The organism is Bacillus sp. 22190 (genome assembly GCF_052045575.1).
Taxonomy (GTDB): Bacteria; Bacillota; Bacilli; order Bacillales; family Bacillaceae; genus Bacillus; species Bacillus altitudinis.
The window spans coordinates 16,211-34,293 of the sequence record NZ_JBQEPF010000006.1; the positions used below are offsets into that span (position 1 = coordinate 16,211).

An 18,083-nucleotide genomic window follows, 5' to 3' on the forward strand; every position below is an offset into this window, starting at 1 on the left:
CTTAATGAGCGACGGCTGCTTTTTGCCCGTTTGCCGTTTCTTTATTTTTCGGTTTTGTGTTTGCTTCAAATGCGAACATAACAGCTTCCTCGTGGCTGAGGCCTGCTTGTTTTTGTTCCTCAATGCTTTGAAGCATCATTTTGTAATTTCTCGGAATGATCTTAATGAATTGATTCTTTTCTTGTGCCCAGTTCTCTAGAAGCGCTGCTGCTTTTGAGCTGTTTGTATAATCAAGGTGTTCCTGAATCATTTGCTTCACTTCTTGTTCTTCTTCGTGATCTGTGAGTTTTTCAAACATGATCATTTCCATGTTACACATTCTTTTGAACTGTTTTGCATCGGATGTATGCACATAAGCGATACCGCCAGACATCCCTGCGCCAAAGTTCTTCCCAACGTCACCTAAAATGACAACACGTCCGCCAGTCATGTATTCACAGCCGTGATCACCGATTCCTTCAACGACCACATTGACACCTGAATTACGAACGGCAAATCGTTCACCTGCACGACCGTTAATATACGCTTTTCCGCTTGTCGCGCCGTAAAATGCAACGTTACCGACAATCACGTTCTCATGTCCATTTTGTACAAAGTGATCAGATGTTTTGACAGCAATTTTGCCTCCAGAGAGTCCTTTGCCGATATAGTCATTTGAGTCACCTGTTAAATATAAAGACATCCCCTTTGGAACAAATGCGCCGAAGCTTTGTCCAGCTGAACCAGTGAACCGAAGTGTGATCGTATCCTCTGGCAGACCTTCTTCTCCGTAGCGCTTAGACACTTCACTGCCCGTAATCGTTCCAGCTACACGGTGAATGTTGCGAATGTTTAGTGACAGATCAACCGGTGTTTGATGATCGAGCGCTTCCTGTACATAAGGGAGAATCTCATTCATATCCAGTGATTCATCAATTTTATGATTTTGCGGCGTTCTGAATGTGCGTGGTCCCTCTGGCTGATATAGCAGGGTTTCAAGGTTCAGCTGTCCTGCTTTCCAGTGTGCTTTTGCTCTTTCACTTACTGATAAGACATCCGTACGCCCAATCAATTCATCCATTGATGTAAAGCCAAGTTCAGCTAAAATTTCTCTTACTTCCTCTGCAATAAACATCATGAAGTTGACAATGTGATCAGGGTCACCCATGAATTTTTTGCGAAGTTCTGGGTTTTGAGTAGCGACTCCGACTGGGCAAGTATCTAAATGACATGCTCTCATCATGACGCATCCTAATACGACAAGTGGAGCTGTCGCAAAGCCGTATTCTTCTGCTCCTAAAATCGCAGCCATGACAACGTCGCGTCCTGTCATTAATTTGCCATCCGTTTCAAGAACGACTCGCTCTCGAAGGCCGTTTAAGACAAGGGTTTGATGCGCTTCTGCCAATCCAAGCTCCCAAGGAAGTCCTGTATGTTTAATACTTGTTTTCGGAGAAGCTCCAGTACCGCCATCATATCCACTAATTACGATGACATCCGCTGTCCCTTTTGCTACACCTGCTGCAATCGTACCAACGCCAGCTTTAGAAACTAACTTGACACTGATGCGTGCATCACGGTTTGCATTTTTCAAATCATGGATCAATTGAGCCAAATCCTCGATTGAGTAGATATCATGGTGAGGCGGTGGTGAGATTAGGCCAACACCTGGCGTAGAACCACGTACGTCTGCGACCCAAGGATATACTTTATTCCCTGGCAGTTGTCCGCCTTCTCCCGGCTTTGCACCTTGCGCCATTTTAATTTGCAGTTCATCTGCATTGACTAAATAATGACTTTTCACGCCAAAGCGGCCAGAAGCAATCTGTTTAATTGCACTTCTGCGATCATCCCCGTGCTCATCTACTGTGAAGCGTGCAGGGTCTTCCCCGCCTTCTCCGCTGTTGCTTTTGCCGCCAATTCGGTTCATCGCAATCGCCAGTGCTTCATGCGCTTCTTTACTTAGTGAACCAAATGACATCGCACCTGTCTTAAAGCGCCGTACAATGGATTCAGCAGATTCAACTTCTTCTAGACGAACTGGCTTTTGTTTTGAACGAAAAGCAAATAGATTTCTAAGGAAACCAATTCGTTCTTCATCCGCCGCCTTCGTATATTGCTTAAATAAATCATAATCTTCGTTGCGGCATGCCCACTGAAGGGTATGAATGGTTTTTGGGTTAAAGGCATGATGCTCTCCATTTTTTCTCCACTGGAATTCACTGCCTGATTCTAGCGTTTGATCAGTTGATGCCTGATACCCAGCCTCATGACGAAGCTTTGCTTCACTTGCAATGGTGTCAAGATCAATACCGCCTAGCTGAGAAGCTGTTCCTGTGAAATACGCCTGGATGACATCTTCACTAATGCCGACTGCTTCAAAAATTTGTGCGCCTCGATAGCTTTGGACAGTGGAAATTCCCACTTTAGACATTACTTTAACTACGCCCTCAGTCACACTTTTCCCAAACTTTGTGACAGCTTCATCAAAGCTAATCGCAATCGCTTCTTCAGCAATAAGCTGTTTGTATGTTTCGTAAACGAGGTACGGATGGATCGCATCTGCACCGTAGCCAATCAGTGCGGCAAAATGATGAACCTCTCTTACTTCTCCAGATTCGACGATTAAGCTCACCTTTGTTCGTAAGCCTTGACGCACAAGATGCTGATGAAGTGCACTCAATGCAAGAAGTGGTGGAATCGGCACTTTTTCTTCCGTCATGTCACGATCGGAAAGAATTAATAAAGATACCCCTTCACGAATGGCTTTTTCTGCCTCTTCAAACATCGCATCAAGACCTCGTTTTAGGTCATCAGTGAAAAGTGTATGAATCGTTTTGCTTTTAAAGGCGTTATGAACAATTGTTTTCAAGCCGTTGAACTGCCCGCTTGTTAAAACAGGTGTATAAAGTTTAATTCTTCGGCATGAATATTCATTTGGATGTAAAATATCTCCTTCTGCACCTAACCAAGTCATGGTCGATGTAACAAGCTGCTCACGAATGGCATCAATCGGCGGATTCGTAACTTGAGCAAACAGCTGTTTGAAATAAGAAAACAGCGACTGTGCACGATCTGATAACACAGCAAGCGGTGTATCACTTCCCATTGAGCCAATTGGGTCCTTTCCTTCTTCGAGTAAAGGAATTAAATACTTTTGAATGTCTTCGTACGTATAATGGAAAGCACGCTGACGCGTTAACAAATCACTCATTATACTAGAATTTTCTGAATTTTCTTCAGAGCGATTGACGTGAACCATTTCTTCATCGAGCCATTTTTGATAAGGAAGTTCATTCGCAATCGAAGATTTCACTTCTTCATCAGAAATAATGCGTCCTTCTTCTAAATCGATTAACAGCATTTTACCTGGTTCAAGACGGTCTTTATACTTCACATCTTCTTCATTCGTGTCGATGACGCCGACTTCAGATGAGAAAATGATATGATCGTCATTTGTCACATAGTATCTCGCAGGTCTTAATCCGTTACGGTCTAAGATGGCGCCGATTTGTTTACCATCCGTAAACGAAATCGCTGTTGGGCCATCCCATGGCTCCATTAACGAACTATGGTATTCATAAAATGCCCGTTTCTCTTTTGACATGTGCGTATTCTCCGTCCACGGCTCAGGAATCAGCATCATCGCTGTATGAGCAGGAGTACGCCCTGCAAGGACGAAAAATTCAAAGGCATTGTCTAAAATGGATGAATCACTTCCGTCTGCATTCAGCACTGGCAAAATCTTGTCTAGATCTTCTCCGAAGGCTTCAGACACGAATTGTTGTTCTCTTGCTCTCATCCAATTGATGTTTCCTCTTAATGTGTTAATTTCTCCGTTATGAATTAAGTAACGGTTTGGATGCGCTCGTTCCCATGTCGGGAATGTATTTGTACTAAATCTTGAATGAACGAGTGAAAATGCAGAAACAAATGTTTCATCCTGTAGATCAAGATAAAAAGCATCAACTTGATCTGATGTTAAAAGCCCCTTATATACAATGGTTTGACTCGACAGGCTGACAAAGTAAAATTGTTTTTCCTCTGCTGTTCCCCAATTTTCAGCCTGCTTACGGATGACATATAATTTTCGTTCAAATGACAAACGGTCTGTTACGTTGTCGTTTGCTCCGATGAACACCTGCCGGACAACCGGACAGCTCTTCGCTGCAACCGTTCCAATTTTCCCAGCATCAACAGGAACCGTTCTCCAGCCAATTAATGTTTGCCCTTCTTGTTTAATGAAGCCGTTGATCTTTTGTTCGATCGCTTGACGCGTTTTGGCATCATCATCTTTTGAAAAGAACACCATTCCTACCCCGTAACGGCCCTTTTCAGGAAGTGCAAAGTCTTGACAGTTCTTTCTAAAAAAAGCGTCTGGCAGTTGTACCATTAAACCGGCACCATCACCTGTATACGGATCACTGCCTTGCCCGCCGCGGTGATCAAGCTGGCACAGCATTTGCAATCCCTTTTTGACGATGCTATGTGTCGCCTCCCCTTTTAAATGGGCGTACAGTCCGATTCCACATGCATCATGTTCAAATTCAGGACGGTAGAGACCTTGTGGTTGTGGTAGTTGATTATAAGTCATCGTTTCTCTCCCCCGTTTAAAAGATCCGTTTTTTCACAGTAATAAAATCTCACAAACTCTGTAACTTATTTTAAGTTTTCAAATTAATATAAACAATATATAATTTAGATCAAAACAATCTCTTTTTGAGATAGATGGGTGTGAAGTGCAAAAATGGAGCTTCGTCAATTACGTTATTTTGTAGAAGTTGCTGACCGTGAACACGTGTCAGAAGCGGCTGAAAACTTACACGTTGCCCAATCTGCCATCAGCCGGCAGATTGCCAATTTAGAAGAAGAACTTGGAGTGGCTTTATTCGAACGAGAAGGACGAAATATCAAATTAACGAAAATCGGCAGACAATTTTTAGACCATGTCAGAACCGCCCTAAAAGCGATAGATTACGCCAAAGAACAAATTGATGAATACTTAGACCCCCACAAAGGGACAGTGAACATTGGATTTCCTACAAGTCTAGCAAGCCAAGTGCTCCCTTCTGTCATTTCCGCATTTAAGCTGGAATATCCAGAGGTCGATTTTTTACTTCGTCAAGGATCCTATAAGTTTCTCATTGAAGCCGTTAAAAATCGTGATATCGATCTTGCCTTTTTAGGACCTGTACCGACAAACGATTCTCAAATAGAAGGAAATATTTTGTTTTCTGAAAGCATTTATGCCCTTTTACCGGTTAGCCACCCCTTTAGCGGACAAAGGAGCATTCATTTAAGTGATTTAAGAAAGGATCATTTCGTGTTATTTCCCGAAGGGTATGTGCTGAGACAAATTGCGGTTGATGCTTGCAAGCAGGCAGGCTATGAGCCTACCATTTCATCTGAAGGAGAAGATTTGGATGCGATTAAAGGTCTCGTATCGGCAGGTATGGGTGTTACCTTATTACCCGAAAGTGCCTTTTATGAAACAACACCGCGATTTACAGTGAAAATTCCGATCGATTTTCCTCAAGTGAGAAGAACGGTTGGCATTATTGCATCTAAAACGCGAGAAATGTCTCCTTCTGCCCATGATTTTTATGTGTTTGTGAAGGATTTCTTTTCTAAAATTGAACAATATAAATAATTCACTAAAACAAGACATTTCATTTGTAGAAATAATCCCTCTTTGTATATGATGAGTTACAGAACAACAGACTATATGGAAGAAAGGTAATCGTATGAAATCAATTTTATCGTTTTTAAAGCCCTATCGGCTATCCGTTGTGTCCATTGTGATTCTCACCTTTTTAAGCAGTATGCTCCAGCTGTATTTACCAACTTTGACAGCAGATATCGTTGATGTCGGGATCGTCCAAGGAGATGTCGCTTATATATGGAAGGTTGGGGGCTGGATGGTGGCTTGTTCTTTACTTGCCATCTTACTCACAATTTGGAAGTCCTACTTGTCATCTAAGACGGCTCTAGGCTTCGGGCGTGATATGAGAAGACAGCTATTTGTGCATGTCGAACAATTTTCATTAGAAGAATTTCAAAAAATCGGGACATCTTCCTTTATTACAAGATCCACAAATGATGTGAAACAAGTTCAAGATGTCACGATCATGATCTTACAAATGATGACACGGGCGCCTCTTATGCTCGTTGGTGGAATTATTTTGGCTATATCTAGAGATGCTGTGTTATCTCTCATCTTTTTAGCAGCTCTCCCCCTTCTTGGCGGGTTCATTTATTTGGTGTCAAGAAAAGCGATCCCCCTCTTTGGACAGCTTCAGAAAAAAACGGACCGGCTGAACTTGATTATGAGAGAGTCGCTTTCAGGCATTCGAGTCATTCGTGCGTTTAACCGAGTAGATGACGAAAAGGAACGTTTTCAAAAAGCCAATACATCGTATAAGGATACTGGCCTTAAGGTCAATCGATTAATGGCGTACTTGTTCCCTTTTATGCTCATTATCATGAACTTCACGAATATCGGCATTGTCTGGATTGGCGCTAATCGGATTGATGCCGGACAGATGGAAGTCGGGAATCTGATCGCCTTCATTCAATATGCGATGATGATTTTAATGGCACTCATTATGCTGTCTATGAGTTTTATTATGGTGCCTAGAGCTCAGGCATCAGCTAAACGGATGAATGAAGTGTTAAATCTAGAACCAAAAATTAAAGACAAAAAAGAGACTGTCACTAAATTTGATCAGCCAGCCCAGTCCATTCGCTTTGAGAATGTGTCATTTTATTATTCAAATGCTGAAAAACCAGCCGTTCAAGACATGACGTTTGAAGCCAAAAAGGGTGAAACGACGGCGATCATTGGCAGTACAGGTTCCGGGAAAACGACCCTTCTTCAGCTGATGACACGTTTTTATGAAGCAACAGAAGGAAAAATTACATTAGATGGTGTCGATATTAGAGAATTGCCTCAAGAGAAACTGAGAAGTCAGATGGGTTATGTTTCTCAAAAAGCCATTTTATTTAGCGGAACCATTGCTGATAATGTGCGCTTTGGCAAACGAGATGCTACAGATGACGAGATTTGGCAGGCACTGCGGACAGCACAGGCCGAAGAATTTGTTTTGCAAAAAGATGGCGGAATTCACGCAGAGATAGACCAAGGGGGTTCGAATCTCTCTGGCGGTCAAAAACAACGTCTTTCGATCGCAAGAGCACTCGTAAGAAAACCTGCATTCTACCTGTTTGACGATAGCTTCTCTGCCCTTGATTACAAAACGGATGCAAAACTTCGGTCAGCGCTAGAAGCTGAAAAAGAGCATGCTGCTTTGATTATTGTGGCTCAAAGAATCAGCACAGTGAAGCATAGCGATAAAATCATTGTGTTAGATGATGGAAAAATAGCAGGTATCGGTACACATGAACAGTTACTGAAAGATAACCTTGTCTATCAAGAGATCGTCGCATCACAGGAAGGTCAGGAGGTGGAGCAAGGATGAGTAAAAAAATGTCTTCTGGAATGGGACATAAAGGCGGTCACCCAAGGGGCCCAGTACAAAAACCAAAGGAATTTAAAAAAACACTTCTTCGTTTAACGGGCTATTTAAAACCGAGAAAATTTCAGCTGATCATTGTCCTGATTGCAGCGATCGGTTCAACCGTTTTTAATGTCGTCAGTCCAAAATTACTTGGGGATGCCACCTCTTCCCTATTTGAAAGTTTTACACAAGGAACTGGCGTTCAATTCGATGTCATTTCACGCATTTTATTGTTGCTTGTTCTATTATATGTCGTGGCTTCTCTCTTCTCATTCGTGCAGCAATATGTAATGGCGGGTGTCTCGCAGCAGACCATTGCTGAATTAAGGCAAGAAGCAAATGACAAGCTCACACGTCTCCCCCTTCGTTATTTTGATAAAACAACACACGGAGACACGCTGAGCCGGGTGATGAACGACATTGATAATATTAATACTTCTTTACAGCAGGCACTCACGCAAGTGATTACATCTGTTATTACAGTCATTGGGATTGTCGTCATGATGCTTTTCATCAGTCCGCTGCTGACGCTGCTTGTTTGTTTGACGCTACCTCTTAGTTTGTTTGCGATTCGAGGCATTACATCATTTTCGCAAAAGCATTTTAAAGCACAGCAAAAAGAACTAGGGATGATCAATGGACATATTAATGAAATGTTTACAGGACATCAGACAGTGCGCGCGTATGGCTATGAAAAGAAAGCCATTGATACATTTGATCAATTAAACGAAAAGCTGTATGAATCCTCAAGAAAAGCACAATTTATCTCCGGCTTAATGATGCCGATGATGACCTTTATTGGGAACCTTGGCTATGTGGCGGTAAGTGTTGCTGGCGGAATTCTTGTCATTAACGGGAATATTCGTGTTGGGGATGTGCAGGCATTTATCCAATACACTCAGCAAATGTCGCAGCCGCTTGTGCAAGCATCCAGTGTTGCAAACTTAGTTCAATCTGCTATCGCTTCTGCTGAACGGGTGTTTGAGATTTTGGATGAGGAAGAAGAACATGCGGAAGAAGATGCAGCGATTGATCTTGAATCTCTTACCGGAGATGTGGCCTTTGAGCAAGTTCACTTCGGTTATGAGAAAGATCAATCCATTATTAAAGATTTGAATTTACATGTCCAAGAAGGACAAACGGTGGCCATTGTTGGGCCAACAGGCGCTGGAAAAACAACGATTATTAATCTGTTAATGCGCTTTTACGAGCTAGATCAAGGCTCTATTCGCATTGGCGGCGTAAAAACCACCGACCTCAGCCGAGAGCAAGTACGTGACTTATTTGCGATGGTTCTTCAGGATACATGGCTCTTTGAAGGCACAATTTATGACAACATCGCATATGGCAGACCAAATGTTTCAAAAGAGGATGTGTTGAAGGCCGCTAAACATGCCTATGCAGACGATTTCATCCGCACCCTTCCAGATGGATATGACACACTCTTAACGGAAGATGCAGGCAACCTCTCACAAGGTCAGCGTCAACTGTTAACCATCGCCCGTGCCATCTTATCTGATCCGAAGATATTAATCTTAGATGAAGCAACAAGCAGTGTCGATACACGGACAGAGATGCATATTCAAAAAGCGATGAATGAATTAATGAACGGCAGAACAAGCTTCGTTATTGCACATCGACTTTCAACGATTAAAGATGCCGATCTCATTTTAGTTATGAAAGATGGCACGATCATTGAAAAAGGAACTCATCGTGAGCTTTTGAAAGAAAAAGGCTTTTATGCAGACCTCTATATGAGTCAATTTGCCGAAAACCAAGTCGGTTAAACAGCACCAAAAAGGATAGACAGCATGTAAAAATGCCTGTCTATCCTTTTTGTGATGCCTTAAGCTTCCCGTTTTCTGACTTTCACACTAAGTTTCGTCATGTAATCCGCTTCATTTTTAGACATCAGAGAATGAAGTAAATACTCCTCAAAGACATCTCCATCCAGTATCATATCCTCTGCTTCGATTCGATCTAATAAACGTGAATAGGCAGTCTCCATCTCTTCATATGTTCCTTGTTGATACATGACTGCATATAGACCCGCAGGCTTTTTGACTGCATCCGGCCCTTCCATTCGGCAAAACAGCCTATCAGACTGATGATAATGACGCTGCAAAAACTGCTCCTTGTTTAAAACAGAACCATTTGCCGCGGCACCTTTAATACCAATCCCTTTCAGAAATTCTCCTACAATTCGAGAAATTTCTTCTATAGGTGTGTTTGAATCAATCGGGTTTGATGTACTGAGGACGATCGGTTCTTCTGGCAGTTCTTGAAACAAGACCTCCCCTGTTTTCACTGATGATAATTCATTCGTTGTCTCGATCACACGAAAAAGAAAAGATTGAATATCCTGTAGTTTTTGGATCTCCTCCCCGACCTTTTCTGCTTGCTCAACCGCCAGGCTTTGCAATTTTTCCTGAGAAGGCTCAGTAAAGTATTGTTTTAATTGCTTGATCGGAAATTGAACAGCACGAAGAGATTGAATGGCCATGAAATGATCAAACTGTTCAAATGTATAATAACGGTACCCATTTTCCTGAACACCTGCCGGCTTAAACAAATCGATCTTATCATAATAAAGCAGTGTATCTTTTTTCACTTCAAATAATGCCGCAAATTCTCCAGTTAAAAATGTTTTTTGAACATCGTTCATCATTTTTAGGGCTCCTTTCTTGACTATGGAGTTACTCCATCCTTTATGATAACATGCAGAAACACCACATATGTGGAGAAAGGATTTACACATGAACAAAATCGCACAAGATCAAGTCACATTATCACTTGCAAATCAAGAAGACTTCCCTTTGATGAAAAAAGAACTGCAAGATGCTTTCACAGCTGGCATCATTGATGCATTTGGCGATGCAGAAGGTGGACCAATTCCTCCTGATGAGTCGATTGATGAATCTTTTTATTCGACTGAGAACCTTGTCTATCATATTTTACTAAACGGTCAAAAGGCAGGAGGCGTTGTTTTAAAAATCAACCCTCTCACACACCGCAATTCGGTGGACCTATTATACATTTCTTCATCATCTCACAGCCGCGGCATTGGTCAGGCAGCATGGAAAGCCATTGAGGCGCAATATCCAGAAACGAAGGTGTGGGAAGTTGTCACTCCTTATTTTGAAAAGCGCAACATTCATTTTTATGTGAACAAATGCGGGTTTCAGATTGTTGAGTTTTATCACTTGCACCATCCAGATCCGAGCTTGCCTCATGAGAACGATCAAGAAAATGACCCTTTAGCGCCTGAGACATTTGAATTTTTCAAATTTGAGAAAGTCATGAAAAAAGATTGTTCAAGTTCATAAAAAAACTCCCTCTTATGGGGAATTTCAGATTGTTGACAAAGGGCTAAAATGGACTTCATTTTAGCCCTTTGTCTTCTTTTTCAAGAGTTGTCAGTGCTTCAGCATCGTTTCCATGTCGTTCCCCTTTTTTCTCTCTTCTTTTCTCATACACTAAAAAAACACTACCCCAAGTTAGAAAGGTAGTGTTCGTTACATTCATTCTAGCTTCTAATCTGACCATCACCAGATAGAAGCAGCTTTGTTGTTGTCAGTGCAGGAAGTCCCATTGGCCCTCTTGCGTGCAGTTTTTGAGTAGAAATGCCAATTTCAGCGCCATATCCTAGTGCACCGCCATCTGTAAAACGTGTAGATGCGTTATGATAAACAGCGGCCGCATCGACTTCGTTTAGAAAGATTTGTGCGTTTTTTTCATCCTCTGTTACGATGGCTTCTGAATGTTTCGTTCCGTACTGATCAATGTGGTGAATGGCGTCCTCAATTGAGTCAACGACTTTCACCGCAAGATCAAGACTTAAATACTCATCTGTCCAATCCACTTCCTCCGCAGGAACCGCTTCGGAAAAGAAGGATTGAGCGTCTTGATCTCCATGCACAGTGACTTGGTGCTGAAGCAGTGCTTCATTCAATGCTGCACCATTTTCTTTCAGCCAATCGCGATGAACGATCAGAGTCTCAAGCGCATTACAAACGGCCGGACGATTTGTTTTCGCATTGATGACAATCTGAATGGCTTTTTCTACATTCGCTGTTTGATCAATAAAGATATGGCAGTTCCCTGTCCCTGTTTCAAGAACTGGAATGGTCGATTCTTCTACAACTGTTTTGATTAAAGAAGCCCCGCCTCTCGGAATTAAAACATCAATCCACTCTTTTAGATGAAACATCGCTTGAACCGATGAACGGTCTGTTTGTTCAATAAACTGTACCGCATCACGAGGGATCTTTGTTTGATCCAATGCTTCATGAATGACGCGGACGATGGCTTTGTTGGAAGAAATAGCGGAGGAACCGCCTTTTAAAATCACTGAGTTGCCTGCCTTAAGGGCAAGCCCTGCTGCATCGACAGTGACATTCGGTCTCGCTTCATAGATCATCCCGATCACGCCGAGCGGTACTCTTCGGCTTTTCACATGTAAGCCGTTCTCAAGAGTCCATTCATCCAATATTTCTCCAACAGGATCTGTTAATCTCGTCACAAGCCGCAAACTTTCCGCAAACTCATGAATTCTCTCTTCATTTAACATTAATCGATCCATTAATGCTTCAGAGAAGCCCTTTTCTTTTCCTGCCTCTAAATCCTTTTGATTTTCCTGTAAAATAAAATCACTTTGCTGTTCGAGTGTTTCTGCTATTTTCAGCAGCGCCTCATTTTTTTCCTCTGTTTGAAGTAAACCTAGTTTTTTTGATACGTGCTTTGCTTTTTTCGCTTTTTCTTTGACCGTTGTGACAACTTCAGCTGTCAGTGTCATGAAATTCCTCCCTTATAATTAGCAAACTGGTATTGATAAATCTAAATGACAAACAAATGCTTCAAGATCTACGACATGCACCACTTCATCCTGTAGCAAGTCACCGTTCAGTGCGAGTTCGTCGGACGCATAATTGACAATGCCAAGCCCTATTTCTCTTTCATCTTGATCTAAAATACGGACAACATCGCCTTTTTTAAACGAACCCTTTACATCGACTATGCCGTCAGAATCCAGACTTTTCTCACGATGCATGAGAAGCTCCTGTGTTTTCTCTTGAACAACGATTTCGCCTTTTGGGCCAGAATGAAAAGCAATCCACTGTTTTTTATAATTCAGCGGCGCTAAATTTTCGTCAGCTGTAAAATAAGTGCCGTCCTCTGTCCCATTAATGGCTTTGTCTAAAATGTGAGGCGTATCGGCTTTTCCCAAAAAGCCATTGATGCCTGCGGCCATTGAAATTTTAAAAGCATCGAGTTTTGATTTCATTCCGCCTGTGCCAACGCTGCTTCCCGCATCTCCAGCGGCTGCTTCGATGTCTTCTGTGATTTCTGTGACTTCTAGAATTCTCTTCGCATTCGGGTTTGTATGAGGGTTATCTTCATACAAGCCGTCAATATCAGATAAAATAGCGAGGAAATTCGCATCAATCAGTCCAGCTACTTTTGCAGACAATGTATCATTATCTCCAAACTTCAAACGATTGATCGTCACTGTATCATTTTCATTAATAATCGGGATGATCCCTCGATCTAATAACACATTCATTGTATTTCGCACATTTTGATAGCGCGTTTCATCTGAAAAATCGCTTCTTGTAATTAATAGCTGTGAAGCAATATAACCGTGCGATAAAAATAAAGTAGAATATGACTCCATTAAAAGCCCTTGCCCTATTGAGGCAGACGCCTGTTTTTCTGGCAGTGTTTTCGGTCTATCAATAAATCCTAATTTTCGGTAACCAGCTGCAACCGCACCAGATGAGACCAAAATGACTTCGTGTCCTTCATCTTTGAGTTTTACAATTTGATTGACGAGGTTTTCTAGTTTTTTTAAACTAATCTCACCTTGAAAGCTAGTAAGAGAGCTGCTTCCGATTTTCACAACAATTCGTTTTCTCTCTTTATCTGCGTACACCTTATCACTCCTGTATTGAGGCTCTATTTATATCGTTACTTTTTGTTTTTGCTGTTCACTTATTTCTTTTGATCGATTGGCGGCATGTTTGACGGCCTGTTTGATGGCTTCTCCTCCGCCAAAATCATCTAATGCATCTAGTCCTGCAGCAGTTGTTCCATTAGGTGACGTAATTTTTTCTCTGAGGACAGAAGGATTTTCAGCTGTTTCTTGCAGCATCTTCGCTGCACCGAGAAGTGTCTGTGTACCGATTTGACGGGACATTTCTTTTGATAAGCCAGCTTCTTCTCCAGCCTCTTCGATTCTTTCCATTAAGAAATAAAAATAAGCTGGACCACTTCCGGCAATTCCTGTGAAAATATCCATTTGCTCTTCCTGAATGGTATACACTTCTCCCATTTCAGATAAAAGAGCCCGACTCATGCTTACATGTTCATTTTTCACATCACGTCCAGCAGATAAAGCGGTCGCCGACGCCCCAATCGTACTTGACGTATTTGGCATTACTCGCATAACAGGCTGCCCTTCATGCAGCATGTCTTCAATATACGATGATTTCACACCTGCAAGTACAGACAGGATGAGCTGATCTTTCTGAATATGAGGTTTTAATGATTCAAGTGCTGTTTCAGCATCCTTTGGCTTCATTGCCAGGATCAACATATCCATTTCTTCAAAAGGAAATGAATCCATTGTGGCTGTTTGGATTCCGTAGCGTTTCGTTAGTTCGTTTAATCGCTGCTTATTTTGCTTGTTTGTTGCGTAAATTTGGCTGAGAGGCATCTGACCTGATCGCACAATACCTGCAATCATTCCTTCCGCCATAGAACCTGCTCCAATGAAAGCAACTTTCTTTTGATCAATGATATTGATCCTCTCCCTTGTTCGCTTTTTGTTCGTGTTTTTCGCACGTTAGTTATCGTAACATGATGAGAAATCGTGTCAAGAAAGAGCCAGCGCTTTTCAAAAGTCCCGAATACACGCTGAACAGCTTGCGGTATGTATGTTAGCCGTGTTTTTTAAAATCATCAATTTAGATCAAAAGAACTATACAAATTTGAATCATAGTACCCTTTCGTTCGACTGAATTCACCATTTTATTTTTGGTTTCGGTGACTTCAATTCTAGTTTTTAGAAAGCGCTATCATTTTGATGACTTTCTATTTTCCTATAGGATGAATGTGTTTGAATCTTTCGATTAGACTATTGACATATTTTAGAAAACATGTCCGTTGAAATGCGTTTTTCGTGGTGATACCGTGAAAGGGAATCAAGAGAAAAAGGAGCGTTCATAATGAAAGTAAAAGAAAATTACGTCAATGTCATCCCAATGAAAGAAATCCGATCTACAGATGACCTTCTTTTCCCATTCCCTATCTACAATGAATTAAGATCGCAGGGTGATATTCGATACGATGAAACGAGAAAGTGCTGGGATCTCTTTCGATATGCTGATATTCAGTCCGTTCTGAAGCAGCCAAAAGTATTTTCATCACAGCGAGGAAGAAGTACATCTAAAACGAGTATTTTAACAATGGACCCTCCAAAACATACCAAAATGAGAGCACTCGTCAATAAAGCCTTCACGCCAAAAGCGATCAAACAAATAGAAGAAAAGATCAAAGACTTGACCCATGATCTATTACATCAAGTAAAGGATCAACGGACCTTCGATATTGTCCAAGATCTTGCCGCTCCCCTACCTGTCATGATCATCGCCGAGCTTCTCGGGGCAGAAGTGAAAGACAGAGAGCTGATCAAAAAACATTCAGATGCTCTAGTTGCAGGAGCCAAAGATGATTCAAAAGAAGCTGTTCAAGCCGTTGTCGACATGCAAAAACAAGCAGAAAAAGAGCTGTCAGCGTACTTTGCTCATTTGATCCAAAAACGAAAAGAAACGCCAGCCGATGATTTAATCTCCCTTCTCATCCAAGCGGAAATTGACGGTGAGCGTTTATCAGAAAATGAACTGCTTGGCTTTTGTATACTCTTACTCGTTGCTGGTAATGAAACAACGACGAATTTAATTACAAATGCCGTACGACTTTTAACAGAGCAGCCGCATATCGCCGAATCAGTGCGGCAAGACCTGTCTCTCATTCCTCAATTGACGGAGGAAACGCTGCGCTATTATCCGCCTGTTCAAGCGATTGGGCGAGTTGCAGCAGAGGATGTTCAGATTGCCGGTTCTCACATTGAAAAAGGAGACTATCTCATCAGCTGGGTGGCATCTGCGAATCGTGATGAACGGAAGTTTGACGATCCAGATACGTTTCGTCTTGACAGAAAATCAAATCCGCATTTGAGCTTTGGCTTCGGCATCCATTTTTGTCTTGGTGCTCCTCTCGCCCGGCTTGAGGCTCATCTAGCACTTGAGATTTTACTCCGTACGTTTCGAGAAATCACCTGTGCGGCAGATCAGCTGAAACCGATTCAAAGCACGTTTGTGTTTGGGGTCAAAGAATTCCCTGTGCAGGTCACCCGTTTTTAAAAGTCCCTTTCATTAGGGGCTTTTTTTCATATGCTTATCCTTACCTTCCTCGTCTGAACATGCTAAAATAAAATCCATATGTACAGTGATCACGGAATTCGGAAAGGAAGCTAAACGTATGACCGATTACACAGCAATGAAAGACGGAATATTCAAATCAGTTTGTTCGTTAGATTGCCCTGATCAGTGCGGTCTTTTAATACATAAAGAGAACGGAAAGATCGTTAAAGTTCAAGGAGATCCAGATCATCCAGTCACTCAAGGAAACATTTGCAATAAAGTGCGGAATGTCACAGCTCGTTTATATGATGAAAAACGTCTGACAACACCATTAAAACGTGTAGGTCAAAAAGGTGACCGGCAGTTTGCACCAATTACGTGGGAAGAAGCGATTGAAACCATTCGTCAAAAATGGACAAAGCTGATCGAAGAAAAAGGACCAGAAAGCATTTTGCCTTACAGCTTCTATGGGAATATGGGGAATCTTAATGCAGAAGGAATGGACCGCCGCTTTTTCTATCGACTTGGCTCAAGTCAGCTAGACCGAACCATTTGTCAGTCAGCCGGAACAACAGGCTATAAATATACAATGGGCGCAAGCATCGGGACAGACCCAGAAGAAACCATTCATACGAAACTATTTATCTTTTGGGGCATCAATGCGGTTTCAACCAATATGCATCAAATCACGTTGGCACAAAAAGCTCGAAAGCAAGGGGCTAAAATTGTCGTCATTGATGTACACAAAAACCAAACGGGCCGGATGGCAGATTGGTTCATTCCGCTTCGCCCTGGCACTGACAGTGCGCTAGCTCTTGGGATCATGCATGTCCTTTTTAAAGAAGACCGCACAGATGCGTCATTTTTAGAGACTTACACGGTCGGTCACAATGAACTTCGCGAGCATGTGAAGCAGTACGATCCAGAAACAGTCGAACAGATCACGGGTGTCCCAAAAGAAGACATCATCACACTTGCGAGAATGTACGCAGAGACATCGCCATCTCTCATTCGTATTGGCAATGGGCTACAGCATCACGATAATGGCGGCATGAGTATTCGAACCATCTCCTGTCTCCCTGCCCTCACCGGTCAATGGCTGCACAAAGGCGGCGGTGCGATGAAATCGAACTCTTCTTTTCTTAGTTATAATGAAACCGCTCTTCAGCGACCGGAATTATTAAAGGAACGCGAACCTAGAACATTTAATATGAATCAGCTGGGCAGCGTGCTAACGAACGCAGAACCTTCTATTGATTCTCTTTTTGTCTACTCTTGCAACCCGGCTGTTGTGACACCTGAAGCAAATAAAGTAAGAGACGGTTTAATGCGGGAAGACTTATTTACGGTTGTCCATGACTTGTTCATGACAGAGACAGCCACTTATGCGGATATTGTTCTGCCAGCTACATCTGCCTTTGAAAACGAGGATTTTTATACTTCTTACTGGCATCATTACATTCAAATTCAAGAACCTGTTATAGAACGTTATGGAGAAAGCAAATCAAACACAGAAGTGTTTCGTCTTTTGGCTCATGCGATGGGCTTTGAAGATGAAGCCTTTAAAGACACAGATGCGGAACTAATGGAACAAGCTCTTCATCATCCTGAAAATCCGCATTATGAAAACATTTCATATCAAGCGTTAAAAGAGAAAAAGTGGATCAAAGCAAAACGAGGGCCTTTCGAAGATTTAAAGCTCCCTACCCCAAGCGGGAAAATTGAGCTTTACTCTGAACAAATGAAAAAAGATGGATATCCAGCCCTTCCAACCTATGTACCTTTATTCAAGGAAAGTGATTATCCACTAACGTTTATACCGGGACCAAACCATAATTTTCTTAATTCCACCTTCTCTCTTCATGAGAAGCATCAAAAGCTAGAGAAATTTCCGAAGCTTCATATGAATGAACAAGATGCAAAAGAAAGACAGATTGAAGATGGGGACATGGTTCGTGTGCTGAATGATCGAGGAGAATGCGAGCTGATCGTGTCAGTCGGACAAAATGTGTTATCTGGTGTTGTTGTCAGCCAGGGATTATGGGCAGACCAAAAAGGCAAAAAACATTTGGTGAATGGCCTCACACCTGATCGTTTGGCAGATATGGGCGGTGGTGCGACGTTCTTTTCCGGCAGAGTCGAAGTTGAAAAATTATGATAGAAA

General features: G+C 42.0%; 11 protein-coding genes. 6 read left to right on the forward strand and 5 right to left on the reverse strand.

Annotated features, from left to right (window positions below; translation table 11 throughout):
* Window position 1 precedes the first annotated feature (1 nt).
* Window positions 2–4,573, reverse strand: a complete 4,572-nt coding sequence (gene gltB / locus ACTJKA_RS09915; RefSeq protein ID WP_138825896.1) for a glutamate synthase large subunit — start codon at window positions 4,571–4,573, stop codon at window positions 2–4.
* Window positions 4,574–4,726: 153 nt separating this feature from the next.
* Between gltB and ACTJKA_RS09920 the strand changes: the two genes are divergently transcribed.
* The 3 genes from ACTJKA_RS09920 (at window position 4,727) to ACTJKA_RS09930 (ending at window position 9,283) form a co-directional block, all read left to right on the forward strand.
* A complete protein-coding gene (locus ACTJKA_RS09920; protein ID WP_065460521.1) occupies window positions 4,727–5,629 on the forward strand; it encodes a LysR family transcriptional regulator in 903 nt (300 codons plus the stop codon).
* A 94-nt stretch (window positions 5,630–5,723) separates the two neighbouring features.
* Complete coding sequence (locus tag ACTJKA_RS09925) at window positions 5,724–7,457, forward strand: ABC transporter ATP-binding protein (RefSeq protein ID WP_268390215.1); 1,734 nt, start codon at window positions 5,724–5,726, stop codon at window positions 7,455–7,457.
* On the forward strand, window positions 7,454–9,283 hold the full coding sequence (locus ACTJKA_RS09930; protein WP_212337989.1) for an ABC transporter ATP-binding protein: 1,830 nt from the start codon (window positions 7,454–7,456) through the stop codon (window positions 9,281–9,283). Before ACTJKA_RS09925 ends, ACTJKA_RS09930 begins: the two co-directional genes overlap by 4 nt.
* 59 nt (window positions 9,284–9,342) lie before the next feature.
* Here the strand turns inward: ACTJKA_RS09930 and ACTJKA_RS09935 are convergent, their stop codons facing one another.
* The gene (locus ACTJKA_RS09935; protein ID WP_129548335.1) at window positions 9,343–10,164 is read right to left on the reverse strand and encodes a MerR family transcriptional regulator; all 822 of its coding nucleotides are present in this window, start codon (window positions 10,162–10,164) and stop codon (window positions 9,343–9,345) included.
* An 88-nt stretch (window positions 10,165–10,252) separates the two neighbouring features.
* Between ACTJKA_RS09935 and ACTJKA_RS09940 the strand changes: the two genes are divergently transcribed.
* Window positions 10,253–10,822, forward strand: coding sequence for a GNAT family N-acetyltransferase (locus tag ACTJKA_RS09940; protein WP_052320493.1), 570 nt, complete (start codon window positions 10,253–10,255; stop codon window positions 10,820–10,822).
* 200 nt (window positions 10,823–11,022) lie between these two features.
* Here the strand turns inward: ACTJKA_RS09940 and ACTJKA_RS09945 are convergent, their stop codons facing one another.
* Genes ACTJKA_RS09945 through proC form a run of 3 tightly spaced genes read right to left on the reverse strand, consistent with a single transcriptional unit; the run spans window position 11,023 to window position 14,253 of the window.
* Window positions 11,023–12,291, reverse strand: a complete 1,269-nt coding sequence (locus ACTJKA_RS09945; RefSeq protein ID WP_017367419.1) for a glutamate-5-semialdehyde dehydrogenase — start codon at window positions 12,289–12,291, stop codon at window positions 11,023–11,025.
* Window positions 12,292–12,309: 18 nt separating this feature from the next.
* Entirely contained in the window at window positions 12,310–13,428 is a 1,119-nt protein-coding gene (gene proB, locus ACTJKA_RS09950) for a glutamate 5-kinase (protein WP_017367420.1), read from the reverse strand.
* Between the two features lie 27 nt (window positions 13,429–13,455).
* Window positions 13,456–14,253 carry a pyrroline-5-carboxylate reductase gene (proC, locus tag ACTJKA_RS09955; RefSeq protein WP_019743319.1) on the reverse strand — a complete coding sequence of 266 codons (798 nt, stop codon included), beginning with the start codon at window positions 14,251–14,253 and terminating at the stop codon, window positions 13,456–13,458.
* A gap of 469 nt (window positions 14,254–14,722) precedes the next feature.
* Here proC and ACTJKA_RS09960 point away from each other — a divergent pair, with 469 nt between their 5' ends.
* A complete protein-coding gene (locus ACTJKA_RS09960; protein ID WP_041507098.1) occupies window positions 14,723–15,919 on the forward strand; it encodes a cytochrome P450 in 1,197 nt (398 codons plus the stop codon).
* Window positions 15,920–16,037: 118 nt separating this feature from the next.
* Window positions 16,038–18,077: a molybdopterin oxidoreductase family protein gene (locus ACTJKA_RS09965; RefSeq protein WP_202734397.1), complete on the forward strand. Its 2,040-nt coding sequence runs from the start codon at window positions 16,038–16,040 to the stop codon at window positions 18,075–18,077.
* The last annotated feature ends 6 nt before the right edge of the window (window positions 18,078–18,083 follow it).

What these genes read in the sequence shown, in the direction of transcription:
- ACTJKA_RS09925 (WP_268390215.1), top strand. Translation starts at nt 5,724, where the DNA reads ATGAAATCAATTTTATCGTTTTTAAAGCCCTATCGGCTATCCGTTGTG.
- ACTJKA_RS09940 (WP_052320493.1), top strand. Translation starts at nt 10,253, where the DNA reads ATGAACAAAATCGCACAAGATCAAGTCACATTATCACTTGCAAATCAA.
- gltB (WP_138825896.1), bottom strand. Translation starts at nt 4,573, where the DNA reads ATGACTTATAATCAACTACCACAACCACAAGGTCTCTACCGTCCTGAA.
- ACTJKA_RS09945 (WP_017367419.1), bottom strand. Translation starts at nt 12,291, where the DNA reads ATGACACTGACAGCTGAAGTTGTCACAACGGTCAAAGAAAAAGCGAAA.
- ACTJKA_RS09930 (WP_212337989.1), top strand. Translation starts at nt 7,454, where the DNA reads ATGAGTAAAAAAATGTCTTCTGGAATGGGACATAAAGGCGGTCACCCA.
- ACTJKA_RS09965 (WP_202734397.1), top strand. Translation starts at nt 16,038, where the DNA reads ATGACCGATTACACAGCAATGAAAGACGGAATATTCAAATCAGTTTGT.
- proC (WP_019743319.1), bottom strand. Translation starts at nt 14,253, where the DNA reads ATGGCGGAAGGAATGATTGCAGGTATTGTGCGATCAGGTCAGATGCCT.
- ACTJKA_RS09960 (WP_041507098.1), top strand. Translation starts at nt 14,723, where the DNA reads ATGAAAGTAAAAGAAAATTACGTCAATGTCATCCCAATGAAAGAAATC.
- ACTJKA_RS09920 (WP_065460521.1), top strand. Translation starts at nt 4,727, where the DNA reads ATGGAGCTTCGTCAATTACGTTATTTTGTAGAAGTTGCTGACCGTGAA.
- ACTJKA_RS09935 (WP_129548335.1), bottom strand. Translation starts at nt 10,164, where the DNA reads ATGATGAACGATGTTCAAAAAACATTTTTAACTGGAGAATTTGCGGCA.